The organism is Streptomyces lacaronensis (assembly GCF_047337785.1).
Taxonomy (GTDB): domain Bacteria; phylum Actinomycetota; class Actinomycetes; order Streptomycetales; family Streptomycetaceae; genus Streptomyces; species Streptomyces lycopersici.
In genome coordinates this window covers 10,362,068-10,388,335 of the sequence record NZ_JBLHDK010000003.1, presented here as the reverse complement: position 1 = coordinate 10,388,335, position 26,268 = coordinate 10,362,068, and the positions used below count along the sequence as shown (strand labels likewise).

General features: G+C 71.9%; 24 protein-coding genes and 1 pseudogene. 12 read left to right on the top strand and 13 right to left on the bottom strand.

The window, feature by feature from the left end; all coding sequences use genetic code 11:
- Positions 1–96: 96 nt before the first annotated feature.
- Positions 97–1,245 carry a PLP-dependent cysteine synthase family protein gene (locus ACMTAK_RS45050; RefSeq protein WP_413811509.1) on the bottom strand — a complete coding sequence of 383 codons (1,149 nt, stop codon included), beginning with the start codon at positions 1,243–1,245 and terminating at the stop codon, positions 97–99.
- A gap of 152 nt (positions 1,246–1,397) precedes the next feature.
- Here ACMTAK_RS45050 and ACMTAK_RS45045 point away from each other — a divergent pair, with 152 nt between their 5' ends.
- Complete coding sequence (locus tag ACMTAK_RS45045; RefSeq protein WP_413797824.1) at positions 1,398–1,733, top strand: hypothetical protein; 336 nt, start codon at positions 1,398–1,400, stop codon at positions 1,731–1,733.
- Positions 1,734–1,917: 184 nt separating this feature from the next.
- Positions 1,918–2,358, top strand: a pseudogene (locus ACMTAK_RS45040) (ATP-binding protein); the annotation flags it as partial.
- Positions 2,359–2,793: 435 nt separating this feature from the next.
- Here the strand turns inward: ACMTAK_RS45040 and ACMTAK_RS45035 are convergent.
- A complete protein-coding gene (locus ACMTAK_RS45035) occupies positions 2,794–3,096 on the bottom strand; it encodes an SHOCT domain-containing protein (RefSeq protein ID WP_413811508.1) in 303 nt (100 codons plus the stop codon).
- A 234-nt stretch (positions 3,097–3,330) separates the two neighbouring features.
- On the opposite strand from ACMTAK_RS45035, the gene ACMTAK_RS45030 reads away from it, so the two are divergent.
- The gene (locus ACMTAK_RS45030) at positions 3,331–3,918 is read left to right on the top strand and encodes a DUF4865 family protein (RefSeq protein ID WP_413811507.1); all 588 of its coding nucleotides are present in this window, start codon (positions 3,331–3,333) and stop codon (positions 3,916–3,918) included.
- A gap of 12 nt (positions 3,919–3,930) precedes the next feature.
- Here the strand turns inward: ACMTAK_RS45030 and ACMTAK_RS45025 are convergent, their stop codons facing one another.
- Positions 3,931–5,160 (bottom strand): ROK family protein, encoded by a 1,230-nt coding sequence (locus ACMTAK_RS45025; RefSeq protein WP_413811506.1) that lies wholly within the window; start codon positions 5,158–5,160, stop codon positions 3,931–3,933.
- Between the two features lie 17 nt (positions 5,161–5,177).
- Between ACMTAK_RS45025 and ACMTAK_RS45020 the strand changes: the two genes are divergently transcribed.
- From ACMTAK_RS45020 to ACMTAK_RS45000, 5 genes are all read left to right on the top strand, one after another.
- Positions 5,178–6,434, top strand: coding sequence for an MFS transporter (locus ACMTAK_RS45020; protein WP_413811505.1), 1,257 nt, complete (start codon positions 5,178–5,180; stop codon positions 6,432–6,434).
- A gap of 52 nt (positions 6,435–6,486) precedes the next feature.
- Positions 6,487–7,221: a maleylpyruvate isomerase family mycothiol-dependent enzyme gene (locus tag ACMTAK_RS45015; RefSeq protein WP_413811504.1), complete on the top strand. Its 735-nt coding sequence runs from the start codon at positions 6,487–6,489 to the stop codon at positions 7,219–7,221.
- A 123-nt stretch (positions 7,222–7,344) separates the two neighbouring features.
- Positions 7,345–7,875, top strand: a complete 531-nt coding sequence (locus ACMTAK_RS45010) for a DUF4442 domain-containing protein (protein ID WP_413811503.1) — start codon at positions 7,345–7,347, stop codon at positions 7,873–7,875.
- Positions 7,876–7,881: 6 nt separating this feature from the next.
- Positions 7,882–8,124 carry a DUF6332 family protein gene (locus tag ACMTAK_RS45005; RefSeq protein ID WP_413811502.1) on the top strand — a complete coding sequence of 81 codons (243 nt, stop codon included), beginning with the start codon at positions 7,882–7,884 and terminating at the stop codon, positions 8,122–8,124.
- Complete coding sequence (locus ACMTAK_RS45000; RefSeq protein ID WP_413811501.1) at positions 8,124–9,053, top strand: DUF2797 domain-containing protein; 930 nt, start codon at positions 8,124–8,126, stop codon at positions 9,051–9,053. The genes ACMTAK_RS45005 and ACMTAK_RS45000 overlap by 1 nt, the downstream gene beginning before the upstream one ends.
- A gap of 139 nt (positions 9,054–9,192) precedes the next feature.
- Here ACMTAK_RS45000 and ACMTAK_RS44995 read toward each other — a convergent pair whose 3' ends face one another.
- The 3 genes from ACMTAK_RS44995 to ACMTAK_RS44985 form a co-directional block, all read right to left on the bottom strand.
- Entirely contained in the window at positions 9,193–9,858 is a 666-nt protein-coding gene (locus tag ACMTAK_RS44995; protein ID WP_413813189.1) for a response regulator transcription factor, read from the bottom strand.
- 23 nt (positions 9,859–9,881) lie between these two features.
- Complete coding sequence (locus ACMTAK_RS44990; protein ID WP_413811500.1) at positions 9,882–11,150, bottom strand: sensor histidine kinase; 1,269 nt, start codon at positions 11,148–11,150, stop codon at positions 9,882–9,884.
- 464 nt (positions 11,151–11,614) lie between these two features.
- The gene (locus tag ACMTAK_RS44985) at positions 11,615–12,820 is read right to left on the bottom strand and encodes a geranylgeranyl reductase family protein (RefSeq protein ID WP_138912384.1); all 1,206 of its coding nucleotides are present in this window, start codon (positions 12,818–12,820) and stop codon (positions 11,615–11,617) included.
- A gap of 169 nt (positions 12,821–12,989) precedes the next feature.
- On the opposite strand from ACMTAK_RS44985, the gene ACMTAK_RS44980 reads away from it, so the two are divergent.
- On the top strand, positions 12,990–14,351 hold the full coding sequence (locus ACMTAK_RS44980; protein ID WP_413811499.1) for a dipeptidase: 1,362 nt from the start codon (positions 12,990–12,992) through the stop codon (positions 14,349–14,351).
- Positions 14,352–14,405: 54 nt separating this feature from the next.
- On the opposite strand, the gene ACMTAK_RS44975 is transcribed toward ACMTAK_RS44980, so the two are convergent.
- The 4 genes from ACMTAK_RS44975 to ACMTAK_RS44960 all read right to left on the bottom strand — a co-directional run bounded on the left by ACMTAK_RS44975 (position 14,406) and on the right by ACMTAK_RS44960 (position 18,775).
- Entirely contained in the window at positions 14,406–15,440 is a 1,035-nt protein-coding gene (locus ACMTAK_RS44975; RefSeq protein WP_413811498.1) for an NUDIX hydrolase, read from the bottom strand.
- 207 nt (positions 15,441–15,647) lie between these two features.
- Positions 15,648–16,568: a carbohydrate ABC transporter permease gene (locus ACMTAK_RS44970; RefSeq protein ID WP_413811497.1), complete on the bottom strand. Its 921-nt coding sequence runs from the start codon at positions 16,566–16,568 to the stop codon at positions 15,648–15,650.
- Positions 16,565–17,479, bottom strand: a complete 915-nt coding sequence (locus tag ACMTAK_RS44965) for a carbohydrate ABC transporter permease (protein ID WP_413811496.1) — start codon at positions 17,477–17,479, stop codon at positions 16,565–16,567. The genes ACMTAK_RS44970 and ACMTAK_RS44965 overlap by 4 nt, the downstream gene beginning before the upstream one ends.
- A gap of 12 nt (positions 17,480–17,491) precedes the next feature.
- A complete protein-coding gene (locus ACMTAK_RS44960) occupies positions 17,492–18,775 on the bottom strand; it encodes an ABC transporter substrate-binding protein (protein WP_413811495.1) in 1,284 nt (427 codons plus the stop codon).
- Between the two features lie 213 nt (positions 18,776–18,988).
- Here ACMTAK_RS44960 and ACMTAK_RS44955 point away from each other — a divergent pair, with 213 nt between their 5' ends.
- Positions 18,989–21,046, top strand: coding sequence for an NPCBM/NEW2 domain-containing protein (locus tag ACMTAK_RS44955; protein ID WP_413811494.1), 2,058 nt, complete (start codon positions 18,989–18,991; stop codon positions 21,044–21,046).
- An 87-nt stretch (positions 21,047–21,133) separates the two neighbouring features.
- On the opposite strand, the gene ACMTAK_RS44950 is transcribed toward ACMTAK_RS44955, so the two are convergent.
- Positions 21,134–22,705 carry a serine/threonine-protein kinase gene (locus ACMTAK_RS44950; protein WP_413813188.1) on the bottom strand — a complete coding sequence of 524 codons (1,572 nt, stop codon included), beginning with the start codon at positions 22,703–22,705 and terminating at the stop codon, positions 21,134–21,136.
- Between the two features lie 153 nt (positions 22,706–22,858).
- Complete coding sequence (locus tag ACMTAK_RS44945; protein ID WP_413811493.1) at positions 22,859–23,836, bottom strand: ROK family protein; 978 nt, start codon at positions 23,834–23,836, stop codon at positions 22,859–22,861.
- Positions 23,837–23,981: 145 nt separating this feature from the next.
- Here ACMTAK_RS44945 and ACMTAK_RS44940 point away from each other — a divergent pair, with 145 nt between their 5' ends.
- Positions 23,982–25,049, top strand: a complete 1,068-nt coding sequence (locus ACMTAK_RS44940; RefSeq protein ID WP_413811492.1) for a LacI family DNA-binding transcriptional regulator — start codon at positions 23,982–23,984, stop codon at positions 25,047–25,049.
- A 169-nt stretch (positions 25,050–25,218) separates the two neighbouring features.
- Positions 25,219–25,671, top strand: coding sequence for a hypothetical protein (locus tag ACMTAK_RS44935; protein WP_413811491.1), 453 nt, complete (start codon positions 25,219–25,221; stop codon positions 25,669–25,671).
- Between the two features lie 37 nt (positions 25,672–25,708).
- Here ACMTAK_RS44935 and ACMTAK_RS44930 read toward each other — a convergent pair whose 3' ends face one another.
- A complete protein-coding gene (locus tag ACMTAK_RS44930; protein ID WP_413811490.1) occupies positions 25,709–26,092 on the bottom strand; it encodes an SHOCT domain-containing protein in 384 nt (127 codons plus the stop codon).
- Positions 26,093–26,268 lie beyond the last annotated feature (176 nt).

The window sequence follows — 26,268 nt, the reverse complement described above, 5'->3', positions numbered from 1 at the left end:
CGTACGGGCGAGGGGTCGACCGTACGGGGAAGTGGCGGCCGTAAGGACGTGACGGCGGCCGTAAGGGCGAGGCGGTGGCCGTAAGGCGGAGGTCAGTCAGTCCGTCCAGTTGCCCGTGGCGAGGAAGATGTCGAGCGTCTTCACATACGGCTCGATGTCCAGCCCCTGCTCCTCGAGCCACGCGTCCGAGAAGTACTTGTCCAGATACCGCTCCCCCGGATCGCACAGCAGCGTCACCACGCTCCCGGTCCGCCCCGCGGCGACCATCTCCGCGACGATCCGCAGCGCGCTCCACAGCCCCGTCCCGGTGGAGCCGCCCGCCTTACGGCCGATGGCCCGCTCCAGGGCGCGCACGGCCGCGACGCTCGCCGCGTCCGGGACCTTCATCATCCGGTCGATCGCGCCCGGTACGAAGCTGGGCTCCATCCGGGGGCGGCCGATGCCCTCGATGCGTGAGCCGTGGTCGCTGGAGGCGTGGGCGTCGTGGTGGACCCAGCCGTCGAAGAAGCAGGAGTTCTCCGGGTCGGCGACGCACACCCGCGTGTCGTACTGCATGTAGTGGACATAGCGGGCGATGGTCGCCGAGGTGCCGCCGGTGCCCGCCGTGGCCACGACCCATGCCGGTTCGGGATAGCGCTCCAGACGCAGCTGCTGATAGATCGACTCGGCGATGTTGTTGTTGCCGCGCCAGTCCGTGGCCCGCTCGGCGTAGGTGAACTGGTCCATGTAGTGACCGCCGGACTCCGCAGCGAGGGCGGCGGACTCCTCGTACATCGTCCGCGGGTCGTCCACGAAATGGCACTGGCCGCCATGGAATTCGATCAGGCGGCACTTCTCCCGGCTGGTCGTGCGGGGCATCACCGCGATGAAGGGCACCCCGATCAGCTTGGCGAAGTACGCCTCGGATACGGCGGTTGAGCCGCTGGACGCCTCGATCACGGGCTTGTCCGGCCGGATCCAGCCGTTGCACAGCCCGTAGAGGAACAGCGAGCGTGCCAGGCGGTGCTTGAGACTTCCCGTGGGGTGGGTGGACTCGTCCTTGAGGTAGAGGTCGATCCCCCAGCGCTCGGGCAGCGGGAAGCTCAGCAGATGGGTGTCCGCGGACCGCTGGGCATCGGCCTGCACCTTACGGACGGCTTCCTTCAGCCACTCGCGGTAGCCGTGGTCACTGCGATCCACGTCGATCGTCTCGGTACTCCCGCGTGCCGTGCCGTCCAACGCCCACTCCTCCTGCTTGTGCCTCATACCCGGCCCAGGTGGCATACTCATGCCGTTTCGATCCTCATTGTCCCCCAGTGCGCCCTGGTGTCCGGGGCCGGTCACGGGCACACTGCGCAACAGGGAAAATGAGAGGCAGCGGCACAGTGCCAGTCGGAGCCATCGGGGAGGCGGTTGTGATGGCCGATACGGAGTTCAACGCCAGAGGAGTGCGGATCGAGCGATTCCTGCGCTCGGTCACCCGCGCCGGACAGGTCATGATCAAGGACGGCAGGCTGCAGTTGCTGACCAGTTACGGCAGCGAGATCGACAGCGCGCCCGTGCAGTCGGTGCGTGCGAGCAAGCCCTGGTTCGTGGACGGGGACCAGGCCATGGCCACCGTGAACGGCACCCGTTACCGCCTCACCCTCGGCTCGCAGGACACCAAGTCCACCTCGGCCAAGTCCGGCTCGGGCGCCGCCAGCCGCTTCCTCGACGCCGTCCGGTCCGCCCGGGGGCATGCCTCGAAGAGGTGACGCGGCCGAGTTGCGCGTGCGCGCGGTGGGACCGACCCTGGACGAGTATCAGTATCACTGAGGGTCAACAAGCGGTGACGCTGAGAACCGTCCCACCGGTCGCGCCCAGCAGCCACCACTGCTGAACGTGTTCGTCGCCCGCATCTGAATCAGGCTAGCCCCACGTCTTCAGGGAGTCGCAGCCGTGATCAGTCGTCCTAGCAGGCATTGCACGGTGGAGCTGCAGGCCCTGCCGTCGCGGATCGGACAGGTCCGCAGAATCGTGTCGGCGCAGTTGCGCTACTGGCATCTGGATCCGCTCATCGACCCGGCGGCGCTCGGGGTCACCGAGCTGCTCACCAATGTCCATCGGCACGCCGAGCCGGACAAGCAGTGCACGGTGGAGATAGCTCTCATGCTGGACCGGCTGACCGTTTCGGTCCGCGACCAGGATCCGCGGCTGCCTCGCGTTCAGGCGTGCGATCCCTTCGCCACCCACGGCAGGGGGCTCGCGCTGGTCGCGGCCGTCAGCCAGAGCTGGGGGATGCACGCTGGGGACGACGGCAGCGGGAAGGTCGTCTGGTTCACGCTGGCCGTGCCGCGCCCCACTGCCACCGCCAAGCCGCCCTTCGCCTCGCACGGAACGGGCCGCACCGCCGGAACGGGCCGCACCGCGCCGCCCCTTCGCACGGACGCCTCCCGTCCGGCGCCGGCGCCCACCGCGCCCCTCACCGGCCCCGCGCCCGCCCCCGCCCCGGCTCCGGCGCCTCTCGCCCCGGCACCCGTCGCCCCGGCGCCGATGCCCGCGCCCGCGCCTGTCGCCCCGGCACCCGTCGCCCCGGCGCCGACGCCGACGCCCGCGCCCGTCGCACCCGAACCCGTCGCCGCGGCACCGGCCCCCGCTGCTGCCGCTCCGGCCCCGGCACCGGCCGCTGCCGCCGCCCCGGCGCCCGCGGTGCGCGAGCGGGCCCCCGCGGCCGCCCGGTCGGCAGCCTCCCGCTGAGCATGCGAGCGTCCCGCCTCCGGCGAGGCGGGACGGTCCGGATACGCCCGGCGGCCCCTACCGCCCCGGCCTCCGCCGTCAGAGGGCCCCGCCCTTCGTCGCATGGCGGCCGAACTGCTCGTCCAGAACGGACAGTCGGCGCCAGTACTCGTCCTCGTCGATCTCACCGGCCGCGAAGCGACGGCCCAGCACCGCGATCGGCGATCGCTCGCCGAAGTCCACGGGGCCGGGGCCGCGCCGCCAGGGGGCGCGTCCGCGCCATCCGGCGCGCCGCAGCACGAAGACCGCGCCGCCGACGACCAGTGCCCACATCAGCGGGACGAGCAGAATCCACGGTCCGGGGCCATCGCCGTCGGCGAAGCCGTGCGCCAGGGTGTTCATGATGATCGCGCTCCTCGGGAGTGGGTTTCTCATGGCCCTCATCTCGTGGCCACTCCCGAGGATCACTCCCTTACGGTGCCCCGGTCGTCGTACGGCCGACGACAGTTCCGGTACCTCCCGGGGAGTACGCACACCGGCTCGGCGCTCGACCTCGTTCTGTACCTACTAGTGTGTACGATCAGAGCGAGGACGAACACGCACGCGAACCCACGCCCCGCCGACAGGAGTTCACCGATGCTCGCCATGCAGTACCGGATCACCCTGCCCGCCGACTACGACATGAAGATCATCCGGCACCGGGTGGAGGCGAAGGGGCCACTGCTCGACGACTTCCCAGGGCTGGGCCTCAAGGCGTACGGCATCCGGGAGCGCGGTGTGGACGGCTCGCCGGTCCATCAGTACGCCCCGTTCTATCTGTGGACCGCGCCCGAGGCCATGAACCGCTTTCTGTGGGGCCCCGGATTCCAGGGCGTCGTCCGGGACTTCGGCAGGCCCTCGGTCGAGCACTGGCAGGGGCTCGGCTTCGAGCGGGGACCGGCCGCGGGCTCCGTACCGCGCGCGGCCACCCGCCACGCCGAGCCGGTCCCGGCCGCCGCCGATCCCGCCTCCGCCGTCGAGGGCGCGCTCGCGCGGCTGGCCGAGCGCGCCCGTAAGGACGGCGTCCACACGACGGCCCTCGGCATCGACCCACGCGGCTGGGAGCTGATCCACTTCACCCTCTGGGAGGAGTCGGCACCGCCCTCGGAGCCCGGCGACCGCTACCAGGTGCTCCATCTGTCGGCCCCGGGCCTGGACGCGCTGTCCCAGGGGCGGCACTGGTGACCCACCGGACGGTCAGCCCACGCCCAGCGCCGCCAGCGGATCGTCCAGCACCGGCTGCCACGCCAACTCCGCCGCTCCGACCAGGCTGTTGTGCTCCAGCGTGCACGGCAGAATGGGTACGCCCCCGCTCCGGCCCCACAGGCTGCGCTCCGCCACCACCGCGCGCAGCCGCTCCGGATCGGCCTCCAGGAGCTCGCGGTGCAGCCCGCCGAGGATGATGCGGTCCGGGTTGAGGATGTTGACCAGACCGGCGAGTCCGAGGCCGAGGCGGTCGATGAGCTGCTCGGTGGCCGCCCTTACGGACGGCGCCGTGGCGTACTCCTCGCGCAGCAGATCGCGGGCCTGCTGCAGCAGGGAGACCTCCGGGCCCGGTTCACGCCCGGCCGCCGTGAGGAAGGCGAGCGGATCGGCCTCGATGTCCAGACAGCCACGGCTGCCGCAGTGGCAGGGCGGGCCCTCGGGGTTGACGGTCAGATGGCCCACCTCGAGGGCGAGCCCCGCGCTGCCCGTGTGCAGCCGTCCGTCGAGCACCAGCGCGCCGCCGACGCCTCGGTGCCCGGTGGCGACGCAGAGCAGGTGCTGGGCGCCGCCGCCCGCGCCGTGGCGGTGCTCGGCGAGCGCGGCCAGGTTGACGTCATTGCCCGCGAAGCCGGTGACCGGCTCGCCGTCGTCGCCGCGGATCCCGGCCGCGGCCAGGCTGCGGTTGAACAGCTCGCGCACGGGGGCGCCCGCGGGCCAGGCGATGTGCAGCGGGTTCAGGGCGGTGCCCTCCGGTTCGGCGACCGCGGACGGGACGGCGAGCCCCGCGCCCACGCAGCGGCGGCCGGTCTCCCGCAGCAGCCGGGCACCGGCCCCGACGACCGCGTCGATCACATGCGCCGGGTCCGCGGGCACGGTCATACAGCCGGGCGCGGTGGCCACGGTCTGCCCGCCGAGCCCGACCAGCGCCGCCCGGAAGCCGTCGGCGTGCACCTGGGCGGCGAGCGCGACCGGCCCGTGGGGCGCGATCGACAGCCGGTGCGAGGGACGGCCCTGTGCCCCGGCGGCCCCGAGCGGCCGCGAGTCGACCTGGATCAGGCCGAGCGCCTCCAACTCGGCGGCGACGGCGCCCGCGGTCGCGCGGGTCACCCCGAGTTCGGCGGTGAGCACGGCGCGGGTGGGGGCGCGGCCGGTGTGGACGAGTGCCAGTGCCGGGCCAAGAGCGCTTCGGCCGCGCTCGAGCCTTGTCCGTGTCTGGGTCACGCCTCTATTCTCACTTTGTGCCGACTCCAAACAAAACACGGACGGCCACTTCGGGCGCGCGCCGTTCCGTCTCCACGGATCGCGACCTCACCCGCCTCCGCGCCGCCATCACCGCGTTCTTCTTCCTCGACGGATTCGTGTTCGCCGGGTGGGTCGCCCGGATCCCCGCGATCAAGGAGCAGACGAGCGCGTCGGAGGGCGCGCTGGGGCTGGCGCTGCTCGGCGTGTCGGCGGGCGGTACGGCCACGATGATGGCCACCGGACGCCTGTGCCGCCGCTTCGGCAACCATCCGACGACGGTGGCCGCCGGTGTACTGTTCGCGGGCTCGGTCGCGCTGCCGCCACTGACCCACTCCGCGCTCGCCCTCGGACTGGTGCTGCTGGTCTTCGGCACCGGGTTCGGCGCGCTCAACGTGGCCATGAACAGCGCGGCCGTCGACCTCATCGCCGCCCTGCGCCGCCCGGTCATGCCCGGCTTCCACGCCGCGTTCAGCCTGGGCGGGATGGCCGGGGCCGGGCTGGGCGGACTGATCGCCGACCATCTCTCCCCCATCCGCCATCTGTCGCTGCTCGCGGTCTTCGGGCTGCTGCTCACGGCTGTCGCGGGCCGGACACTGGTCTCACTGCCGGTGCCCACTCCGCGAGTCGGCACGGGGCCCGGGGCCGAGTCCGGACAGGCCACCGACCTCGAATCGGCCCCCGGCGCACAGCGGCCGGGCCGCGCCCGGTGGCTCGTCGCCGTGTTCGGCCTGATCGCGCTCTGCACGGCGTACGGCGAGGGCGCCATGGCCGACTGGGCCGCGCTCCATCTGCACCAGGATCTCGACACGTCCGCCGGGCTCGCCGCGGCGGGTTACGCCGTCTTCGCCCTGATGATGGCCGTCGGGCGGTTGAGCGGCACCGCGCTGCTCGAACGGCTCGGCCAGACCAGGACGCTGATCGCGGGTGGTGCCACGGCCGCGGCCGGAATGCTGCTGGGCTCGCTCGCGCCCACGATCTGGCTCGCCCTTCTCGGCTTCGCGGTCACCGGGCTGGGGCTGGCCAACCTCTTCCCCGTCGCCATCGCGCGGGCGGGCGCGCTGACGGGGCCGGGCGGGGTCGCCGCGGCCTCCACGCTCGGCTACGGCGGCATGCTGCTGGGCCCGCCGACGATCGGCTTCCTCGCCGACTGGTACTCGCTGCCGGTCGCGCTCACCACGGTCGCGGCGCTGGCGGCGGTGGCGGCCGTCGTCGCGTACGGCACGCGGAACGCCGCGCGCACGGCCGGAAGCTGACATTCCGCCGACCCGGCCGGGCGTTGTCGGAGGCGGCTGGCATGATTCCGCCATGGAGACTGCCGAGTTGATCGAAATCGTGGACCGCGAGGGCCGGTTGCTGGCCGACGCCGCGGCCGAGGCCGGGGTCGACGCCCCCGTGCCCACCTGCCCGGACTGGCGCGTCCGTGATCTGCTGTCGCACATCGGCCGGGTGCACGGCTGGGCCGCCCGGTTCGTCGCCGAGGGCCTGACCGAGCCGGTCCGGCCGGCGGTCGAGGCGGCACCGGCCGACGCCGAGCTGGTGTCGTGGTACCGCGAGGTCCATGGCCGGCTGGTCGACGCCCTCACCCATGCCGACCCCGAGGTGAAGTGCTTCACCTTCCTGCCCTCGGAGGCCCCGCTGGAGTTCTGGGCCCGGCGCCAGGCCCATGAGACGGCCATCCACCGGATCGACGCGGAGTCGGCGCGCGGCGGGGACTTCTCCCCGTTCACCCCGGAGTTCGCGGCCGACGGGGTCGATGAACTGCTGGCCGGTTTCCACAGCCTGGACCGGTCCCGGGTGCGCACGGACACCCCGCGCACGCTCCGGGTGCGGACCACGGACCAGGGCGCGGTCTGGACGATGCGGCTGTCCCAGGACGCTCCGCGCACCGAGCGCCACGGCGAGGGGGCGGCCGACTGCGAGCTCAGCGGCCCGGCCCGCGACCTCTATCTCGCGCTCTGGAACCGGCTGCCGATCACCGCGCTGACCACGGAGGGGGACGAGAAGCTGGCCGAGCTGTGGCGGGAGCACTCGGGGATCTGACCTCCCGGCCGCTCGGGGCGCGACCACACCGCTCGGGCAGGCCAACCGCTCGGGCAGGCAACCGCCCGAGTGGACCAACCGCTTGGGTTACCGGTGAGTAATAACCCGTGTTAGCTTCCTGTCATGTCACGTCGATCGATGTCGCCGCGCGGACTGCGCCGCGCGATGAACTGGTGGCCGCCCTATCTCTTCGCCGGAGTGCGGGTGGTCCACCTCGCGGAGGACTGGAGCAGCGCCCGTGTCAGGCTGCGGCTGCGCCGCTTCAACTCCAACTACGTGGGGACCCATTTCGGCGGCTCGCTGTTCTCGATGAGCGACCCGTTCTGGATGCTGCTGGTGATGCGACGGCTCGGCCGGGACTACATCGTCTGGGACAAGGCCGGCGAGATCGACTTCGTCTCGCCCGGCCGCGGTGACGTGTTCGCCGACTTCGAGCTCGCCGAGCAGCGGCTGGAGGAGATCCGCGAGGCCACGGCGGACGGCGGCAAGGCGCTGCCGTGGTTCGAGAACGAGGTGGTCGCGGCGGACGGTACGGTCGTGGCACGCGTACGGAAGCAGCTGTATGTGCGCCGGAAGCACCATGACGGGCAGCGCGGGCCGGGGCCGGGGAGGACCGACCCGGCGGCGGCCACCGGACACCAGGCGAAGGGCTGAGACGAGATGACCGGACCCCGTACCCGGGACGAACGCGACGCGCTCACCATCGAGATAGTGTTCGCCCTGGTCACGGCCGGTCTGCTGGCGGCCGTGCTCTACGTGGCGGTCGCGAGCCCCGCCCTCTTCGGCGACCTGGACCGGGCCCATGAGCGGGCCTGGCAGGGAGCCGCCCTCGCGGTGGCCATCGCCGGATTCGCCATCCGCCTGGTGCGGACGCTGTGGCTCTTCTCCCGGCAGAACCGCTGATGCCCCAGGGCCAGGGTCACGGCCAGAGCCAGGACCCGCCGCCCGCACGGTGGCAGTGCGCCGGGGCGCGCTGGGGCCACGGCGGGCCCGCGCTGGTCTGGCGCCATCCGGCCCAGGGGGAACGACTCTCCCCGCTGACGCCGGACCGCCCGCTCTCGTTCACCACCGGGCCCCGGCGCGCCTGCGTCGGCGTCCGAAGGGGCGCCCGGCACACCCCGTGCCCGGCCGGGGCCGAGGTCCCGGCCCCCGCCGTATCGGCGCAGTGCCCGGACTGCGCCCGGCTGGACCGCTCGTACTCCGTGGCCGCCGACACCCGTACGGACGATCCGCGCCCTTACGACGTCTATCTCGCCTGGTTCGGCCCGGAGTTGGTCAAGGTCGGGATCACCGCGGCCGAGCGGGAGGGGGCACGGCTGCTGGAGCAGGCCGCGCTCTCGTACTGTCTGCTGGGCCGTGGCCCGCTGATGGCCGCGCGCCGCGCCGAGGCCGTGCTGGGCGCCGCGCTCGGCGTCCCGGACCGCTTTCCGTACGCCGCCAAGCGCACCGCCCGCGAGGCCCCGCCGCCGCCCGAGCGACGGGCCGCCGACCTCGCCGCGCTCCACCGGCGTGCGCGCGGCCTGGGCGGTCTGCCGGAGTCGCTGGCCCCGGCCCCGTTCGAGCCGGTCCACCATGACGTGGCGTTCCATCTGGACCGGGTGCGCCCAGCGCCGGGACTGATCCAGCTCGTCCCCGAGGCCACCGTGGCCGGTCATATCGACGCCGTGGCGGGCCCGGACATCCATCTGACCTCGACGGACGGCCGGGCCCTGCTGCTGGACACCCGGCAGCTGGCGGGCTGGCCACTGGCGGCGGCCGCGCCGGACGCCCCGATGACGGCGCCGGTGGCACAGCGGGAGCGGGAGGCGGAGGCCCCGGAGGGGCTGTTCTGAGCGGAGGGCTTGTTCTGAGCGGAGGGCCACACTGGGCTAGCGGAGGGCCACGCTGGGCTGAAGGCCGTGCCGGGCGAGGGACCCGGAGCACAACGCAGCGCGAAGCCCGGTGCACAAAGCCCGGACCACTGAGCCTCGCTCAGCCGAGCCAGCCCGGCCGGACCAGACCGGACTCATAGGCGAGCACGACGAGTTGGGCGCGGTCCCGGGCGCCCAGTTTGACCATCGTCCGGCTCACATGGGTCTTGGCGGTGAGCGGGCTGACCACGAGCCGACGGGCGATCTCCTGGTTCGACAGCCCCATCCCGACCAGAGCCATCACCTCCCGCTCCCGCTCGGTCAGCTCCGCCAGCACCGCCGCCGGCGCGGGTTCCCGGGACCGGGCCGCGAACTCGGCGATGAGACGGCGGGTCACCCCTGGCGACAACAGCGCGTCGCCGCCGACGACCGCGCGCACCGCCCGCAGCAGCTCATCCGGTTCGGTGTCCTTGACCAGGAAGCCGGAGGCGCCGGAGCGGATCGCCTCGAAGACGTACTCATCGAGTTCGAAGGTGGTCAGCATGACCACCTTCACCTCGCCGAGTGCCGGGTCCCCGGTGATCCCCCGGGTGGCGGCGAGGCCGTCGAGCACCGGCATGCGGATGTCCATGAGGACGACATCGGGGCGCCGCTCCCGTACGAGCGCCAGCGCCTGCTCCCCGTCGGCCGCCTCGCCGACCACCTCGATATCCGGCTGCGCGGCCAGCAGGGCGCGGAATCCCGCGCGGACGAGGAGCTGGTCGTCGGCGAGCGCGACTCGGATCACGGTCTCGGGCCCGTCCTCATCCCTCATGGGGTCCCCTCCCTCCCACCCTTGTCCCTCATGGGGTCTTCCCTCCCACTCTTGAACGGGAGCCTGGCCCGGACGCGGAAGCCGCCGTCCGGGCGCGGGCCCGCCTCCACTGTGCCGCCGAGCGCGGCGGCCCGCTCGCGCATGCCGACCAGGCCGTTGCCGCCACCCGTCGCCCCGTCCCCGGTCGCGGGGCCGTCGTCGTCCACCCGCAGCTCCAGCTCACCGGGGGCATAGTGCAGCAGCACACGGGCGTTCCGGGAGCCGGAGTGGCGGACGATGTTGGTCAGGGCCTCCTGCACGATACGGAACGCCGCGAGATCTGCGCCCGGCGGCAGGGCCGTCCGTACGCCCTCCACCTCCACCCGCACCGCGAGCCCCGCGTCCGCCGCCTGCCCGGTCAGCTCCGCCAGCCGGTCCAGGCCGGGCGCGGGTGAGCGCGGCGCGGCGCCGGGCGTGCCGGAGCCGGAGGTCCGCAGGGTGTCGAGGACCTGGCGGACCTCGCCCAGCGCCTCCTTGCTGGCCGCCTTGATGGTGGTCAGCGCGGTGCGGGCCTGCTCGGGGTCCTGGTCGAGGAGGGCGAGCCCGACGCCCGCCTGGACGTTGATGACCGAGATGCTGTGGGCCAGGACGTCATGCAGCTCGCGGGCGATCCGCAGCCGCTCCTCGTCCGCCCGGCGGCGCGCCGCCGCCTCCCGTTCGGCCCGTTCCCGGGCCCACTGCTCACGGCGTACGCGGACGAGTTCGGAGGCGGCCACGATCGCCACCGCCCAGGCGGTGACCACCAGCTCCTGTCCCCATCCGACGGGCCCGTCGTCACCCGGCGGCAGCCAGCGGTAGAGCCAGTGGCCGATGAGCAGATGGTTCCCCCACAGCAGCCCGAGCGCGCTCCACGCGGCGATCCGCCGCCCGGCCGCGATGGCCGTCACACAGGCGACGACGACGCTGAGGAAGACGGGTCCGTACGGATATCCGGCGGCGAGGTAGACGGCGGTCACCACCGCCGTGCCGACTACGACCGCCCCGGGGCGGCGATGGCGCATGAGCAGCAGCGCGGGCCCGGCGAGCAGCAGCGCGGCGCTCCCGGACCCGAGGCCCGCCCGGGCGGGCTGATCATGCGCGGCGAACCCGGTGCCCACCATCTGGATGACGGCGATGGCGACCGAGGAGCGCCAGGGAACGGCCGAACGCGATGGGTCGAAGGGCGCCCCGCGCCGCCATCCGCCCGGCCGCTGTCCCGGGCCGTGCTCCCCCGTGAATCCATGCATACGGGCAACGCTAAACCGGCCGGGCGCCCCCGGCGTCCCCCCTGCGCGGTGCCCGCGCCTACTCCCGGCGGAGTAGACCCCCATGCCCTGCCGGGCAGATCGCGGGACGGGGCCGAGCCGAGCCCGGCTCCCCGCCGCAGCGCGGCGGACGCGGGGCAAGCTCGAACCGAACACCTGCGGCGCCCAGTGACGAGCCGTACGAGCGCGCGCACGGGAGGCGGGTCGCCCGGCGTGCCCGCCAGGGCCACTCGCGCCCCCGTCCTGCGGCAGCGCCGCCTCTTCCCGTACGGGCGGGGCGCCACCGGCATGGCCGTCGCAGACCCGCGAAGATCAGCCCGACGCGACCGAAGCCAAGCCCCACGCGGTGTACGGCGGACCACACGGCGGAGCCGCATATCGTCAGGTGCCGGGAAGGGGCGGGCAGGTCAGCAGCCCGCCGCGGGCGTCAAGATCCGTCGGACCCCCTAGCCCCGGTCCATCGCCCCCAGGGCGCGGCGGGCGGCCGGGTGGGTGCGGACGAGGTCGCCCAGCGTGGTCGTCCCACGGGTGATCTTCGTGAAGGCGCGCCACGCCGGGCGGAAGCCGGTGATCGCCGCGTGGAACATCCCGGGGCGGCGGGCGAAGACCGTGTGCAGACGGCGGCCGACACCCATCTCCACACCCAGCCCCGCCTTGATCGCGAAGGCGTAGTTCAGGGCCTGCCGGCGGGCGTCCACCGCGTCGTGGGCCTCGGCGACGCGCACCGCCCACTCCCCCGCGAGCCGGCCCGAGCGCAGCGCGTAGGAGATGCCCTCGCGGGTCCACGGCTCCAGCAGCCCGGCCGCGTCGCCGCACACCAGGACCCGGCCGCGCGACAGCGGCGAGTCGTCGGAGCGGCAGCGGGTCAGATGGCCGGAGGAGATGCTCGGCTCGAATCCGGCGAGGCCGAGCCGGGCGATGAAGTCCTCCAGGTAGCGCTTGGTCCCGGCGCCCTCGCCGCGCGCCGAGATGACGCCGACGGTAAGGGTGTCGCCCTTGGGGAAGACCCAGCCGTAACTTCCCGGCATCGGGCCCCAGTCGATGAGCACCCGGCCCGCCCAGTCCTCCGCGACGGTCTCCGGAACCGGGATCTCCGCCTCCAGGCCGAGATCCACCTGGTCCAGTTTCACGCCGACGTGCGCGCCTATGCGGCTCGCGCTGCCGTCCGCGCCGACCACGGCCCGCGCCAGCACCGTCTCACCGTCGGAGAGCACCACGGCGACCGTGCGCCGGTCCGGCACGGCCGGGCCGTGCTGCTCGACGCGGGTGACCGCGACGCCCGTACGGACCTCGGCGCCCGCGTCCCTGGCGGCGTCGACCAGTGCCGCGTCGAACTCCGGCCGGTTGATCAGTCCGAAGAGCGCGTGCTTGGACCGGCGGGTGCGGGACAACTTGCCGTTCAGCGAGAACGTCACCGCGTGCACCCGCTCCCGCAGCGGCAGTTCGAAACCCGGCGGAAGGGCGTCGCGTGAGGGGCCGATGATGCCACCGCCGCAGGTCTTGTAGCGCGGCAGCTCGGCCTTCTCCAACAACAGCACCCGGCGCCCGGCGCAGGCGGCGGCATGGGCCGCGGAGGCACCCGCGGGGCCCGCGCCCACCACGACGACGTCCCATACCGTCTCATTGTCCGGGGCTGCGTTGTCGCTGCTCACGTGTGGATCCGCTCCCAATCGACCGACCTGATGCGCCTACCCGGCATCCTACGGCTCCCCGGTGGATGACCCCGCTGTGGGATGATCGGCCACGCGGCATCAAGCCGTACATACGTGCCCATCGCCGCGCATCCCGCCGCCGGCCCGTCGCACCCCAGGAGGGTCCCCCATGGAGAAGGCGCCTCTCGCCGCCACCGTCGCCGCCCTGCAGCCGCGCGCCAGGGCCGAGCTGGCCGAGCTGGTGGCCTTCAAGTCGGTGGCGGACCCGGCGCAGTTTCCGCCCGGCGAATGCGAGGCGGCCGCCCGCTGGGTCGCCGACGCGCTGCGCGCCGAGGGGTTCGAGGACGTGGCGCTGCTGGACACGCCCGACGGCACCCAGTCCGTCTACGGCTTCCTGCCCGGTCCGGCCGGCGCCCCGACCGTGCTGCTCTACGCGCACTACGATGTGCAGCCCCCGCTGGACGAGGACGCCTGGCACACCCCGCCCTTCGAGCTGACCGAGCGCGACGGCCGCTGGTACGGGCGGGGCGCCGCGGACTGCAAGGGCGGCGTGATCATGCATCTCACCGCCCTGCGCGCGCTCAAGGCGAACGGTGGGGTCCCGGTCAACGTCAAGGTGATCGTGGAGGGTTCGGAGGAGCAGGGCACGGGCGGTCTGGAGCGCTACGCCGAGGCCCATCCGGAGCTGCTGACCGCCGACACCATCGTGATCGGCGACGCGGGCAACTTCCGGGTCGGGCTGCCGACGGTCACCGCCACGCTGCGCGGGATGACGCTGCTGCGGGTCTCGGTGGAGACCCTGGAGGGCAATCTGCACTCCGGCCAGTTCGGCGGGGCGGCCCCGGACGCGCTCGCCGCGCTGATCCGCGTCCTGGACTCGCTGCGCGCCGAGGACGGCTCGACCACCGTCAAGGGCCTCGACGCGGACGCGGTGTGGGACGGGCTGCAGTACCCGGACGAGGAGTTCCGCAAGGACGCCAAGGTGCTCGACGGGGTCGGGCTGATCGGCTCCGGTACGGTCGCCGACCGCCTCTGGGCGCGTCCGGCGGTCACCGTGCTCGGCATCGACTGCCCGCCGGTGGTCGGCGCCACCCCGTCCGTGCAGGCGGGCGCGCGGGCGCTGATCAGCCTGCGGGTGCCGCCGGGCGTGGACGCGGCCGAGGCCAACAAGCTGCTCGCCGAGCACCTCCGGTCCTCGGTGCCGTGGAGCGCGCGGCTTTCGGTGGAGCAGCTCGGCCAGGGCCAGCCGTTCCGCGCGGACACCACGAGCCCGGCGTACACGGCGATGCGGGAGGCGATGCGCCTGGCGTACGACGGCCAGGAGATGGCGATCGCCGGGCAGGGCGGCTCGATCCCGCTGTGCAACACGCTGGCCTCGCTCTACCCGGAGGCGGAGATCCTGCTGATCGGGCTGAGCGAGCCGGAGGCGCGGATCCACGCGGTCAACGAGAGCGTCTCACCGGAGGAGTTGGAGAAGCTCTCGCTCACCGAGGCGCTGTTCCTGGGGATGTACGCGGCGGGCAAGAGCTGATCCCCCACACCTCGCACCCGGTCGGCGGGCGGCCCACGGACCGGGCCGGCGTGGTCAGCCCGTGGGGACGCCCGCTTCGAGATACAGCGGACGGCCCTGCTCACGGGCGCGCAGCGCCCAGCGCAGCCGGCTCAGCCGCACCGGTGGCAGCAGCGCGGCGGCCTCGCTCTCGGTGACGAAGCGCCAGCCGCGCAGTTCGGAGCCGGGCAGCAGCACCTCCTGGGCGGCCGCGCTGGAGAGCTTGCCGCCGTCGAAGAGCAGCCGCAGGCCCCCGTAGCCGGGCGGCTGGGGGCGTTCCCAGTCGGCCACCAGCAGCCGCAGCGGTTCGTCCAGCCGTACCCCCAGCTCCTCGGTGACCTCGCGCACCCCGGCGCACATCGGGGGCTCGCCCGGTTCGACGACGCCGCCGGGGAACTCCCAGCCGGGCTTGTACGTGGGGTCGACGAGCAGCACCCGGTCCTCCTCGTCGAAGAGCAGGACCCCGGCGGCCAGCGTCTCCGCCTTCGGCTCCGGGGTCTGCACGATGTCGCAGGTCCCGGCGCCCTGGCGGACCGCGTCGGCGATGTGCTGGGCGGTCTGGCGCGGGGTGAGCCCGGTGGTGTCCACGACATGGGCGTCGGTGGTCAGCCAGGTCAGGGCCGCCTGGTAGGGCGCGAGATGGGCCAGGCACCACCGGCGTACGGACTCGCTCGCGTCCGCGTCCCCGGGTATCTCCTCACGTTCGGCTATGCGCTCGCGAAGGATCGTTTCATCGGTGTGCAGCAGAACATGCCGCACGGGGATGCGACGGGCCGCGAAACCGCCGAAGATCTCATCCCGGTACTCCTGTCTGAGGACCGTCATCGGGACCACGAGCGGGCCGCCGACCTCCGCGATCAGCGCCGCTCCGGTGTCCACCACCAGCCGGCGCCAGGAGGGCAGATCCTGGTAGTCGGACACCTGCTCAAGACGTTTCCGCGGGAGCATCATCCGCAGCCCGTTACCGACCAGCTCCGGGTCGTAGAACGTACTGCCGGGCATGAAGTCCACCAATTCGCGGGCCGCGGAGGTCTTACCCGCACCGAACGCACCGTTCAGCCAGACGATCACATTTCCCCCTATTCCATCGCCTCCTGACAGTTGCCCGCATCACCCTGTCACGGAAACGCGCGAAGACGACCGAGTGACGGATCACGTCGCTCCGGACGGGTTGGGCGGGGGACGCGGGGCGGGGCGGCGGAGCGTGGTCGGGGATCTTGTGGCCCTTGTGCCACAGGGGTCACCATGGCCATATGAGCCACAGTGACCCCTGTCGTGTCAGCCCTTGCTGGCGCCGAGGGTGAGTCCGGCGATGAAGTGGCGCTGCAACAGCAGGAAGACCAGCACCGTGGGAAGTGCCACGATCACCGAGCCCGCCGCGAGCAGGTTGTAGTCGGTGAAGAACTGGCCGCGCAGATTGTTGAGCGCGGAGGTGATGGGCAGCTTGTCGCCGTCGGAGATGAAGACGAGCGCCCAGAGGAAGTCGTTGTACATCCAGGTGAATTGCAGGGTGGCGAGCGCGGCCAGCGCGGGCCGGCACAACGGAAGCGTGATGTTCCAGTACTGCGTCCAGACCCCCGCCCCGTCCACCCGCGCCGCCTCCACGATCTCATCGGGAATGGTGCGCATGAAGTTGGCGAGGACGAAGACGCAGAATCCCACCTGGAAGGCGACCTGAACGGCGAGCACGGCCCAGTAGGAGTCGTACATCGTCATCGAGTCCGACATCCAATAGGGTAGATTGATCTTGGTGAAGAGCACATAGAGCGGGGTGACGATGACCTGCTGCGGCAGCAGATTGCCCGCCGTGAACACCATCAGCAGCACCAGCCCGCCGCGTATTCTCAGCCGGGTCACGCAGAAGGCGACGAACGAGGCGAGAAACAGCGTCAGCAGGACCCCGGGCACCGCGATGATGAGCGAGTTGACGAAGTACTTGCCCATCCCGGAGTCATTGAACGCCTTGGCGTAGTAGTCGAACGACAGATGGCGCGGCAGCGAGAAATAGCCGTATTTCGCGGTCTCCTCGTACGGCCGCAGCGAGGCGTAGATGGCGAGCAGCAGCGGGGCGAGGAAGGCGAGCGACACGACCATCAGAAAGGCGTGCAGCCCGAGCCGGCCACGGGTCACCCGGCGCTTACCGGTGCCGGTCACCGGGGTCACGGTCCGTACGGGGGCGGGCGGAGTGGTGACGGTCATCCCTTCTTCCCCCCTCGCAGCTCCTGGACCAGATAGGTCACGATGAATCCCAGGGACACGGTCAGCAGGACGACGGCGATCGCGGAGCCGAACCCGATCCGGCTGGCCTCGCCGATGATGTTGTCGGTGACCAGCACCGAGAGCAGTTCGAGCCCGTTACGGCCATGGTTGATGGCATAGACGATGTCGAAGGCGCGCAATGCCTCGATCACGGTGATGACGCCGACGATGATATTGACCGGCCGCAGGGTGGGCAGCACCACCCGGAAGAAGGTCTGGGTCTCGCTGGCACCGTCGATCGCGGCCGCTTCCTTGAGCGAGGGATCGACGGATTTCAGCCCGGCCAGATAGAGGATCATCACATACCCGGTGTGCCGCCAGGCGGCCGCAAGCAGCACCATCCAGATATTGAGGTCGGGGTCTCCGAGCCAGTCCACCGGATCGTTCTTGTTGGCGAGGATCGCGTTCAGCGCACCCTGGTCACGGGAGAAGACCAGCTGCGCGATGAAGCCGACGATGGCGAGCGAGAGCACCACCGGCATATAGAGGGTGGACTGATAGAAGCGACTGAACCGGACACCCTTGTCCAGCAGCACGGCCAGCAGCAGTCCGAAGGGGGTCGCGACCAAGCCGAGAAAGGCGACCCAGAGCAGGTTGTTGCGGACCGCGGGCCAGAACGGCGGATAGTCGGTGAAGAGGGTCTTGAAGTTGTCGATGCCCACCCAGTGGATATCGCCGATGCCGTCCCAGCTGGTGAAGGACAGGGCGATGGAGGCGAGGGTCGGGCCCCAGATCAGGGCCAGGTCGAGCAGGACGGGTATGCCCAGCAGCACGCCGATGACGGCGAGGTCGCGGGAGGTGAACCTCCGCGGACCCCGCCGTTTGGCACGCCGCGCGGTCGTGAGCGGCACGGCGCGAATCTCCTAGTCGCTGGCGAAGATGGTCTTCTTCTGGGACTCGATGTCCTTGGTGAGGGAGTCGATGTCGTTCGGCTTGTTGATGAACTGCTGAATGGCCCGGATCATCACCTGGGACGCGAAGTCCGGCCGGGTGTCGCGGTCCATGAACTGCGATATCTGCTTGGCGTTCGAGATGAGGTCGACGGCCTTCTTCTGGAGCGCGTTGTACGACGAGGTGGACGCCTTGTCGTTGACGGCGATGTTGTTCGGGTCCCGCTTCAGGTAGATCTCCTCGGCGTCGGGGGTGGCGAGGTACTTCATCAGCTCCTTGCCCTCCTTCTGCCGCTTGGACTTCTTCGCCAGCAGAAAGCCGTCGATCGGCGCCTCCACCGCGTCCTGGCCGTAGGCGGAGTCGATCTCGGGGAAGGGGAAGAAGTCCAGATCATCGCGGTCGGCGGCGGAGAACTGCTGCCCGGGGTGGGGCAGCCCGAAGACCGCCATACCGGACTTCTTCTGCGCCAGGCTCTGGGCGGCCTCCTGCCAGGTCCGCCCGTTGGCGCCCTTCTGGTGGTACGGCATCAGTCCGCGCCACAGGTCGAAGACGTTTCGGACCTTGGGATCGGTCCAGGACTCCTTGCCGCCCATGAGGGAGATATGGAAGTCGTAGCCGTTGGCCCGCATATTGAGATAGTCGAAGGTCCCCATGGCGGGCCAGCCGTCCTTGTCGCCGAAGGCGATGGCGTCGAGGCCGTCCTTGTCCATCCGCTTGGCGAGCGCCCGGAACTCGTCGAAGGTCTTCGGAACCTCGTAGCCGTGCTGGGCGAAGACGCTCTTCCGGTAGAAGACGGCCCAGGGGTAGTAGTAGTACGGCACGAGGTACTGCTTGCCGTCCTTGCCGGTGGACTGCGCCTTGAGCGCGTCGGAGAACCCGTCGAAACCCTTCCAGAGGTCGCTGATCTCGGCGAGCTGCCCCTGTTCGGCGAAGAACTGCATGCGGTACCCGGCGAACCACATGAAGACGTCGTCGGGGGTGCCCTTCAGATAGCGGTTGATGCCCTCCTGGAAGGCCTCGTGGTTGACGGTATTGACCTTGACCTTCTTGTCCGACTTCTTCTCGTACGCGTTGAACACCTCGGCGAACGCCTTGCGGGGCACGGCGTCGGAGGCGTTGGAGCCGATCTTCACTTCGTTGCCCGGACCACCGCAGGCGGTCAGCAGCGTCGGAAGGGCTACCGCGCCGGCTCCGGCCGCGGTGCCTCGTAGTAGCGCACGGCGGGAGATCCGATGTCCTGACGATGACGGTGCCATGTGCCCCTCCACAGAGGTTCAATCAAACACAACCGAACGCGAGTGAGGGGATCTCACCCGGCGGTCAGGCGACTCGTCAAGGGTTTTGACGAGATATCGAACAACTGTTATCGCATCTCTTCCAACAGACTCCAACAGGGTCTACCGTAAACGCTCGCATGTAACGCAGCCATGACACTGCGTTACCCCCGTTGAGAACGGAGGACCCGCATCGTGCGCCACCGCTGTTTTCGACCCGCGAGACGAAGAGTCATCGGAGCACTGAGCGCCGGTCTGCTGGCCACGGTCGGCCTGGCCCTCCCGGCCGTCGCCCAGCCCGCGCGTGTCGCCGAGGTCACCACACCGGCCTCCGACCCGGGCGCCGCGCCCGGTGACGGGCTCGCCCTCACCCCTCCGATGGGCTTCAACAACTGGAATTCCACCCACTGCCGCGCGGAGTTCAACGAGGCGATGGTCAAGGGCATCGCCGACATCTTCGTGGCCAAGGGACTGAAGGACGCCGGATACCAGTACGTCAACCTCGACGACTGCTGGGCACTGCCGCAGCGCGATGCCAACGGCAAGCTGGTGCCCGACCCGGTCCGCTTCCCGAACGGCATCAAGGCCGTCGCCGACTATGTCCACTCCAAGGGACTGAAGATCGGCATCTACACCAGCGCGGGCACCAAGACCTGCAACAGCGCCGGCTTCCCCGGGGGGCTCGGCCATGAGAAGTCCGACGCCCAGCAGTTCGCCGACTGGGGCATCGACTATCTCAAGTACGACAACTGCAATAACCAGGGTGTCGACGCCAAGCAGCGCTACCGCACCATGCGCGACGCCCTGAAGGCCGCGACCGAGACCACCGGCCGCCCCATCGTCTACAGCATCTGCGAATGGGGCGAGAACAAGCCCTGGGAGTGGGCCGGGGAAGTCGGCCATCTGTGGCGGACCACGGGCGACATCAGCGACAGCTGGGGCAGCATGCTGTCGATCGCCAAGCAGAACCTGCCACTCGCGAAGTACGCCGGGCCCGGCCACTGGAACGACCCCGACATGCTGGAGGTCGGCAACGGCGGGATGACGGCCACCGAGTACCGCAGCCACTTCTCGCTGTGGTCGATCATGGCCGCACCGCTGCTGATCGGTACCGATCTGCGCAAGGCCAACGCGGAGACCTACGAGATCCTCGGCAATCACGAAGTGATCGCCGTCGATCAGGACCCGCTGGGCAAGCAGGGCACCGTGGTCTCCTCCGAGGGCGGGCGCTGGGTCATCGCCAAGGAGATGGCGGACGGCAGCCGCGCCGTCGCGCTGTTCAACGAGACCGACCGGCCGCAGCACATCGCCACCACGGCGACCGGAGTCGGGCTGCCCCGGGCGACCGCGTACCGGCTGCGCGATCTGTGGGCGCACAAGGACTACAACACCGCCGGAGCCATCTCGGCCACCGTCCCGGCCCATGGCACCGTGCTCTACCGGGCCTCGGCCGACACCCGCTGGGCCTCCTACCCGCCCGCCGCCGAACTCGGCCTCGACGGCACGGCGCTGACCGAGGCCGGGGCCGCGGTCCAGGTCGACACCACGCTCACCGACCTCGGCCGCACCCCGGCCCAGCAGGTCTCGGTCCGGCTCACCGGCCCCGACGGCTGGCGGATCAAGGCCACCTCCCCGACCCGGGCCGCCTCGCTGCCCACCGGCTCGAAGCTGGCCACGCGCTGGCAGGTGACCGCGCCCGCCGGGGCCGCGCCCGGTGCGTACGACCTGACGGTCGGCGCCGACTACCGCTCACCGGGGGGCGACAAGGCCACCGCGCGGCTGGTCTCGGCGGTCCATGTGGTGGTCGCTCCGCCCTCCGGCAGCTCCTACGCGAGCGATCTGCCCTGGCTGAGCGCGCTCAACGGCTGGGGCCCGGTGGAGAAGAACACCAGCGTCGGCGAGAACGACACGGGTGACGGCCATCCGCTCACCCTCGGCGGCACCACGTACGACAAGGGCCTGGGCGTGCACGCGCCGAGCGAGGTCACGTACTACACCGGCGGCCGGTGCTCGCGCTTCACCGCGCAGGTCGGCGTGGACGACGAGGAGGGCACCGCCGGGACGGTCGGCTTCGAGGTCTGGGCGGACGACGCCAAGGTGGCATCGTCGAAGACGCTGACCAACGCCGATCCGGCCACCGCCGTCGACGCCGCCATCGGCGGGGCGAAGACGGTCCGGCTCGTCGTCACCGACGGCGGGGACGGGGTCACCAGCGACCACGGGGACTGGGCCGACGCGGCCTTCACCTGCTGAGGCCCCGCTGAGACCACCGCGCTGAGACGTCTCCGCCCCGCTGGGACCCATCGATGAGATCCGCCCCTTCCCGCGGCCGTCCCGGGCTCAGCACTCGGGCAGCCCGGGAAGGGGCGCGTCATTGTCGCCGCCCTTGACGTAGACGACGCTCACATAGACATCGCGATGGCCGTTGTCGTCGTCGGTCCTGGCCCACCACACGTTCGTCCACTTGCCATAGGTCTCCCGGCGGCCCAGGTTCTCCTGGCAGTAGAAGTAGTTCACGCCGTGCTTGAGGGTGCCGACCGGCTCACCGCCGTGGGTGTACGAGGTGGCGTCGCGCCACACCTCGCAGTCGTACCGCCCGCCCTCGCCGCCGTGGCAGACGGGCGCGGCGCCCGAGGGCGGCGCCGAAGAAGCCGACGGGCCGCCCTGGTCGCCGTTGCCGCCGCCTGGAGTGGGTGCGTCCGTGTCATCCGGCCGCGCGCTGTCCTGCCCGGCCGTGGCGCTCGCCTTACCGCCGCCCGGCGCGGCGGTCTTCCCCTGGCCCGCCGTTTCGCTCGGCGGATCTTTCGTGCGCCCCGACTCGGTGGTGTGGTCATCGCCTCCGACCAGCGCGTACGTCAGCCCGCCGCCGATGAGCACGACGGTGGCGGCCGCGGCCGCGATGAGCGCTCCGCGGCGCCTGCGCCCCGCGCTCCGCGCACCGGCCCCGTCCCCCGCGCCCGGCTCCCCGCTCACCAGCGGCTCCACCACGGGCGGCGGGCCGAAGCCCGGAGGCGCGGTGGAGAGGGCAGGCTCACTCGGCGGAACGGACGGCGGCCCCGCGTCGCGCGGCGTCTCCCCCGCCGCCACCTCCGCCAGCATCCGGCGCGCCTCGGCGGCGGACGGCCGCCCTCGCGGATCCTTGTCCATCAGCGCACGCAGCACGGGCGCCAGCGGCCCGGCCAGCCGAGGCTCGGGCAACGGCTCATTGACGATCGCGGTGAGCGTGGACCATACGGAGGTACGGCGGAACGGCGACGAGCCCTCCACCGCCGCGTACAGCGTCATCCCCAGCGCCCAGACGTCCGAGGCCGGGCTCGGGTCCTGGCCCTGGGCGCGCTCGGGCGCGAGATAGTCCAGCGAGCCGATCAGCTCGCCGCTGCGGGTCAGCTTGGTGGTCGCGCCGTCCTCGGGCGCCTCCAGGCTCGCGATGCCGAAGTCCGTGAGGATGACACGGCCCGCGCGGTCCAGCAGCACATTGCCGGGCTTCACATCCCGGTGCAGCACCCCGGCACCATGGGCAGCGCCGAGCGCGTCCGCGACCTCGGCGCCGATCCCCGCGGCCTCCCGGGGGTCGAGGGTGCCCCGCTCGTCGAGCACGTCGTCGAGCGAGGGCCCGTCGATCAGCTCCATGACGATGAGCGGCAGCCCGCCCTCCTCGGCCACGTCGTGGACCGTGATCACACCGGAGTGCCGGATCCGGGCCGCCGCCCGCGCCTCCCGCTGCATCCGGGTGCGCAGATCGGCCAGTTCGGCGCTGGAGGCGTCGGTGTGGGTACGCAGCACCTTGACCGCGACCTCCCGGCCGAGCACCGCGTCCACCGCCCTGCAGACCACGCCCATGCCGCCCCGGCCGAGGCTGCCCGTCACCCGGTACCGCCCGCCCAGCAGCCGCCCGGACAGATCGCCGCCCATGTCCGCCGGTGCCACCGCTCCGCCTCCCCTCGCGCGCTCCTCGGTCGCGCCCGGCCACTGCCGGGCTCAGGGCGAACAGCTTAGGGGCAGACGGTGACAGCGGCTCATGGTCAAACGGTGAAGGAGCGGGGCCCAGTCCCCGGTGGAAGGGGCTCAGTCCCCGGTGGGAGATGTGTCCGCCGCCGGGCCGAACCCCTCCAGCCGCGCCTCCTGCGCCGCCGCGGCGGCCGCGCCCACCAGGCCCGCGTCGGTGCCCATCTGCGCCGGGACGACCTCCAGCCCCTGGATGAACGACAGGGTCGCGTAGTCGCGCAGGGCGCGCCGCAGGGGCGCGAAGAGCACGTCCCCGGCGCCCGCCACGCCGCCGCCCACGACCGCCACCTCGATCTCGACGAGCGCGGCGGTCGCGGCGATCCCGGCGGCCAGGGCCTGGGCGGCCCGTTCGAAGGAGGCCCGCGCGACGGGGTCTCCGGCCCGCGCCGAGGCGGCGACGGCCTCGGCGCTGGTGTCGCCGTCCGGCCCCGGGCGCCAGCCGCCGTCCAGGGCGCGGCGGGCGATGTTGGGGCCGCTGGCGATCCGCTCCACACAGCCGCGTCCGCCACAGGGGCATGCGTCGCCGTTCAGCTCCACGCTGATGTGACCGATGTGCCCGGCGTTTCCGGTGGGGCCCGGGTGCAGCCGGCCGCCCAGGACCAGGCCGCCGCCCACGCCGGTGGAGACCACCATGCACAGCGCGCTCTTACGGCCGCGCGCCGCGCCCTGCCAGTGTTCGGCGGCCGTCATCGCCGGTCCGTCGCCGACCAGTGACAGCGGCAGTGCGCCGGTGGTCTCCCGGACCCCGGCGACCAGCGGGAAGTCACGCCAGCCGGGGATGTTGACGGGGCTGACGGTGCCCACGGAGGCGTCCACCGGGCCCGCGCTGCCGATGCCGACGGCGGCGACCCGCGACCAGTGCGCGGTGGCCGCGAGCTCTTCGAGCACGGCGGTGACCTGGCCCATCACCGTGGCGCCGTCCTCCTGGGCACGGGTGGCGCGGCGGGTCCGTACGGCCAGCTTTCCGCTCCCGTCCACCAGAGCGCCCGCGATCTTGGTGCCGCCGATGTCCAGTGCGGCGATGAGGTCACGTGGCATAGGTGTCGACTCTCCTGGTGGGCATGCTGATGGGCATGGACGCGTTCAGTGTGCGGCAATAGTCTTCCCGGCGCTGACAACGTTGTCCAGGGGCTATGCTCGTCACTCCTTCCCCCACGACGACCAGCGACGGGACGAGCGCACTGTGACCGACACCGCCCCGGGCACCGCCAGCCGCACCCCCACACGCCGTTACGGCACCCGGCCCACGATGAAGGACGTCGCCGCACGGGCCGGGGTCGGCCTCAAGACCGTCTCCAGAGTGGTGAACGGCGAGCCGGGCGTCACTCCCGACACCGAGCGCCGCGTCCAGGAGGCCATTACCGCGCTCGGCTTCCGCCGCAACGACAGTGCCCGCATTCTGCGCAAGGGCCGTACGGCCAGCATCGGACTGGTCCTGGAGGATCTGGCCGACCCCTTCTACGGTCCGCTGAGCCGCGCCGTCGAGGAGGTCGCCCGAGCCCATGGCGCGCTGCTGATCAACGGGTCGAGCGCGGAGGACCCTGAGCGGGAGCAGGAGCTGGTGCTCGCGCTGTGCGCGCGCCGGGTCGACGGCCTCGTCATCATCCCGGCCGCCCATGACCACCGCTATCTGGCGCCCGAGATGGCGGCCGGGATCGCCACCGTCTTCGTCGACCGGCCCGCGGGGCGCATCGACGCCGACGCCGTGCTCGCCGACAGCTTCGGCGGTTCGCACGACGCCGTCGCCCATCTGATCGCCCACGGCCACCGCCGGATCGGCTTCCTGGGCGACCTGCCGGGCATCCACACCGCCGCCGAGCGGCTGCGCGGCTATCACGCGGCGATGAGCGAGGCCGGGTTGCCGGTGCATGACGCCTGGGTCTCGCTCGGCCCCACCGATCCGGAGCGGGTCCGGACCGCGGCCACCGCGATGCTGAACGCCACCGAGCCGGTCACCGCGCTCTTCGCGGGCAACAACCGGGTCACCGTCACGGTCGTACGGGTCCTGGCCGAGCGCCCCGCGCCCGCCACACCGGTGGCCCTCATCGGCTTCGACGACTTCGAGCTCGCCGATCTGCTCTCCCCCGGGATCACCGTCATAGCCCAGGACTCCGCCCAGCTCGGCCGCACCGCCGCCGATCTGCTCTTCCGCCGCCTCGACGGCGCGGGCGGGGACCCCCGGCGGCTCGTCCTGCCGACCCGGCTGATCCCGCGCGGCTCGGGCGAGCTGCCCCCGCCCGCGACATCCTGAGCGCTCTCTCCCTCAACGGCACGCCATCCCCGAACGTCCGATCGGCCCTCCCGAACGGCTCGCTTTCCCGAACGCCTGAACGGCCCCGCTCCGGTTGCCTCGGTCTGCCACTCCCCCGAGGGTGGAGGCGGAGGGCCCGGGGCCTGTCCGACGGAACGAGGGAGACGCGATGAGCGGGCGCCGAACGCGGACGATCTGCGCGGTGAGCCTCATGGCCGTGCTGGCGCCGGCGGCCGTCGGCTGTTCGGACGGCGGGGGCACCCCGTCGTCCGGGGTGTCCCGGGCCTCCGCCGCCATCGCGTCCGCGAGGGCGTCGGCCCAGGCCGAGCTGGACAAGATCAAGGGCGGCTCCCAGGCCAAGCGCGAGGTGAAGGTCGGCCGGGTGAGCCGCGACGGCGCGGGACGGGCCGTGGCCCCGCTGACCGTGACCAACGGGAGCAAGCACCCGGCCGGCTACGCCATCGAGGTCAACTTCCGCAACACGAGCGGGGACTTGGTGGACGCCGTCGTCCTGCGCCTGTCCAAGGTGCCCCCGAACCAGCCCACTCGGGCCACCGCCCGCAGCCACCGCGAGCTCACCGGCCGCATCACGGCGAACGTGGGCACGGCGGTGCGGTACTGACGTTCGACAAGCCGAAGGCCGAGCTGCGCCTCATGTCTCAGGCGGCGAGCACCTTGGCCTTGGCGCGTTCGTACTCCTCGGGCGTGAGATCGCCGTGGTTCTTGAGCTCCACGAGGTGTGCGAGCTCCTCGGCCTGGCCCGTGGTGGCGGTCGTCCGCATGGCCTCCCGGAAATCGGCCTCCGCCTTCTCGGCCCGCTTCAACTCGCGCATGCCCATCTCCCGGCCACGTGCCACCAGATACACGAAGACGCCGAGGAAGGGCAGTACCAGGACGAAGACGGTCCAGCCCGCCTTGGCCCAGCCGTTCAGCGAGTCGTCGCGGAAGAGATCGGCGAACACGCGGAACAGCAGAAACAGCCACAGGATCCACAGAAAGACCCACATCGTGGTCAGAAAAACATTCAGCAGTGGGTAGTCCATCGTCTGCCTCCCGTCGGACACACCCTGGCGAGGCCCAGGGCCCCGCCAGGGCCCACGTCTTCAGTTTACGGCGGTCCCCGGTCGGCGCAGCAGCGGATGCCATGGTGGCGAGCGGTGCGTACCAATGGGAACGCGGGGTGTCACCACGCGGCGGCGACCGGAAGGGCGGGCGGGCC